The organism is Actinosynnema sp. NPDC023658 (genome assembly GCF_040639995.1).
Classification (GTDB): Bacteria; Actinomycetota; Actinomycetes; order Mycobacteriales; family Pseudonocardiaceae; genus Actinosynnema.
This window is the reverse complement of the sequence record NZ_JBFAAX010000184.1, coordinates 1-2,939: the sequence shown is the minus strand read 5'-3', so window position 1 is coordinate 2,939 and position 2,939 is coordinate 1. Positions and strand designations below refer to the sequence as shown.

Here is a 2,939-nt window from a genome sequence, read left to right as displayed (position 1 = left end):
GCACCCCCGGGGGGGGGGTGGTCGGGGGGGGCCGGGGGGGGGGCCCCTCACCTGGTTTCCCCCAACTTTGGGGGGGGGGGGGGGGTTGCCTACCAGGGGGGGGGCCCCCCCCCCCCCGGGCCGGCCCCCCGCTCCTTCGTCTGCGCGAAAGGAGGTACCACGTGGTGTCCACCCTGGAAGACCGCATCGTCGACCGCGTGCGCCGGGCCGACTACCGGGACTGGCGGGACAAGGTCACCGGCATCGGCGGCTGCGCCCAACCCATCCGCATGACGGGCGGCTGGCAGGTCCAGGACCAGGCCACCGGGGCGCTGCTGGACTGGCACGGCGGGGACGTGTTCATCCCCTGCGGCAACCGCCGCGAGTCCGTGTGCCCCTCCTGCTCCGACCGCTACGCCGCCGACGCCTTCCACCTCATGCACGCGGGCCTGGCCGGCGGTTCCAAGGGTGTCCCGACCTCGGTCACGGAGAAGCCGCGCGTGTTCGCCACGCTCACCGCCCCCTCGTTCGGGCCGGTGCACAACCGGCGCACCACCAGCCGCGGGAAGGTCCTGCCGTGCGCGTGCGGCTCCTGGCACCACCCCGACGACCCGGCCATCGGTACCCCGCTCGACCCGGCCGCCTACGACTACGTCGGCTCGGTGCTCTGGCAGGCCAACGCCGGGGAGTTGTGGCACCGGTTCGTCACCACCCTCAAGCGGGAGCTGATGAAGGCCGCCGGGCTGCCGGTCCGGGAGTTCAAGGACTACGCCCGGCTCTCGTACGCCAAGGTCGCGGAGTACCAGCGGCGCGGCCTGGTCCACTTCCACGCCGTCGTGCGCCTGGACGGTCCGGAAGGTCCCGCTGACCCCACCCCGGCATGGGCCACGGCGGAGCTGCTGGAAGCAGCCATCACCGGCGCCGCCCGCGCGGTCGGCCTGGACCAGGTGCTGCCTGACGGCACCGTGGCCACGCTGCGGTGGGGCTCCCAGGTCGACGTCCGTCGCATCCGCCCCACCAGCGCACACGAGGTCGAGCAGGACGGCGAGATCAGCGAGTCCCGCCTGGCCGGGTACGTCGCGAAGTACGCCACCAAGGGCACCGGCAAGAGCGAAGCCGCCGACCGCCCGATCCGCTCGCAGCTCGACATCGACCACCTGCGGGTGCACGACCACCACCGCCGGATCATCCAGACTGCCTGGGACCTCGGTGACCAGGAGCAGTACTCGAAGCTCAACCTGCGGCGCTGGGCACACATGCTCGCCTTCCGGGGCCACTTCCTGAGCAAGTCCCGCGCCTACTCGACCACCTTCAAGGCCATCCGGGGCGAACGCCGCGCGTTCCGCACCGCCGAGATGCTCGATCAACTCGGCCACGACCCCGGCTCGGTGCTGCTGGTCAACGACTGGACCTACACCGGCACCGGCTACGACAACGACGCCGAACGCGAACTGGCCCTGGCCATCGCTGAACGCACCCGTGAGCAGCGCAGACAACGGTACGAACAGGAGGTAGCAGCATGAGCAAGCTCTGGGGGATCAAAGACGTCTCGGACTTCCTGGGCGTCCCGGTGAACACCCTCTACCAGTGGCGGACTCGCAACTACGGCCCGCCCGGCAAGCGGATCGGCAAGTACGTGCGCTTCGTCCCCGACCAGGTCAAGGCCTGGGTCGAGTCCCTGCCGGACGGGGTCGCCTGATGCCTCGGCTGCCACTGCCGTTGGGCACCTACGGTGAAATCTGGTGCGTTCCCACGACGAACGGACGCGTCCGAGCGATCACGAACTACCGGGATTACGACGGTGTCACTCGGCAGGTGGAGCGCACGGACAAGACCCAGACGCAAGCCAGGAACAAGCTGAAGGCGGCTCTGCGGGATCGGGCTCGTGCGGTGGCAGGGGAGGAGGTCACCGAGCGGAGCAAGTTGGGTGACGTCGCAGAACTGTGGTTGCGGGAGCTGCGGTCGTCGACCAAGGCCACCAGGACGAAGCAGACCTACCAGGAGAGTTGGAAGCGGGACCTGTCCAAGGCGGTGTCCGCGCTGATGGTGCGGGAGTTGACCGTGGGCGTGGCCGAACGCGTGTTGCGGACCATCCGCGATGAGGCGGGCCTGGGCAGCGCCAAGCACGCCAAAGTGGTCCTGACCGGGATCGCGGGGCTGGCTGTCCGGTACGGGGCGCTGTCCAACAACCCGGTGCGCGAGATCGGTCCGCTCGGTGCCAGCAGCAAGCCGCGCCAGGCACCGAAGAAGCTCACCGAGATCACCTGGGACGACCACCTTCGACTGCTGGCCTACCTCCGTGCGGACGTGCGCGCTGTGCGAAACGACCTGGTCGACCTGGTGGACCTGTTCAGCGCGGTCGGTCCTCGGATAGGCGAGTTGCTGGCGCTGGACTGGACGCGGGTCGATTTCGACGCTTCGACGGTGGCGTTGGAAGGCACGGTCATTCGGGTCGCAGGCGTAGGCCTGGTGGTCCAGGGACACACCAAGTCGTCGGCGGGCATGCGGACGCTGAAGATTCCGCAGTCGGCTATGGACGTGCTCCGCAAGCGGCATGCGGAGGCGGCCGGGACGTGGGTGTTCCCGTCGTCCACCGGCACCCTGCGCGACCCTGACAACACCAGGAAGAGCCTGCGGCGGGTGCTGGCGGGCTCGGAGTGGCAGGGCCTCCACCCGCACGCGTACCGGCATTTGGTGGCGACGCTGCTGGACGCGGCGGGACTGACCGCACGTGAGATCGCGGACTACCTCGGACATGCCCAGGTCAGCATGACCCAGGACGTCTACATGAACCGCAAGGCGGTCGGCGGAGCAGCGGCCGACGCCCTGGAAGGTCTCCGGCAACGACCGGAAACCACTGGGTAAGAGCTGGGCCGATCTTGACCTGTGATCGGCCTCCACCTCTCTACCTGCACTCCAGCGCCCCCGGCAGGATTCGAACCTGCGACCTCGGGATTAGA

The 2,939-nt window shown here is 69.5% G+C and carries 3 protein-coding genes; all 3 read left to right on the top strand.

What is annotated here, in order from left to right:
* Positions 1-161 precede the first annotated feature (161 nt).
* The 3 genes from AB0G02_RS19725 to AB0G02_RS19715 all read left to right on the top strand — a co-directional run bounded on the left by AB0G02_RS19725 (position 162) and on the right by AB0G02_RS19715 (position 2,844).
* Positions 162-1,502, top strand: a complete 1,341-nt coding sequence (locus tag AB0G02_RS19725) for a replication initiator (RefSeq protein WP_360796261.1) — start codon at positions 162-164, stop codon at positions 1,500-1,502.
* On the top strand, positions 1,499-1,678 hold the full coding sequence (locus tag AB0G02_RS19720; protein WP_360796259.1) for a helix-turn-helix domain-containing protein: 180 nt from the start codon (positions 1,499-1,501) through the stop codon (positions 1,676-1,678). The genes AB0G02_RS19725 and AB0G02_RS19720 overlap by 4 nt, the downstream gene beginning before the upstream one ends.
* Before the next feature lie 116 nt (positions 1,679-1,794).
* Positions 1,795-2,844, top strand: a complete 1,050-nt coding sequence (locus tag AB0G02_RS19715; RefSeq protein ID WP_360796256.1) for a site-specific integrase — start codon at positions 1,795-1,797, stop codon at positions 2,842-2,844.
* Positions 2,845-2,939 lie beyond the last annotated feature (95 nt).

Coding starts and splice junctions, on each gene's coding strand:
- AB0G02_RS19720 (WP_360796259.1), top strand. CDS start 1,499: ATGAGCAAGCTCTGGGGGATCAAAGACGTCTCGGACTTCCTGGGCGTC.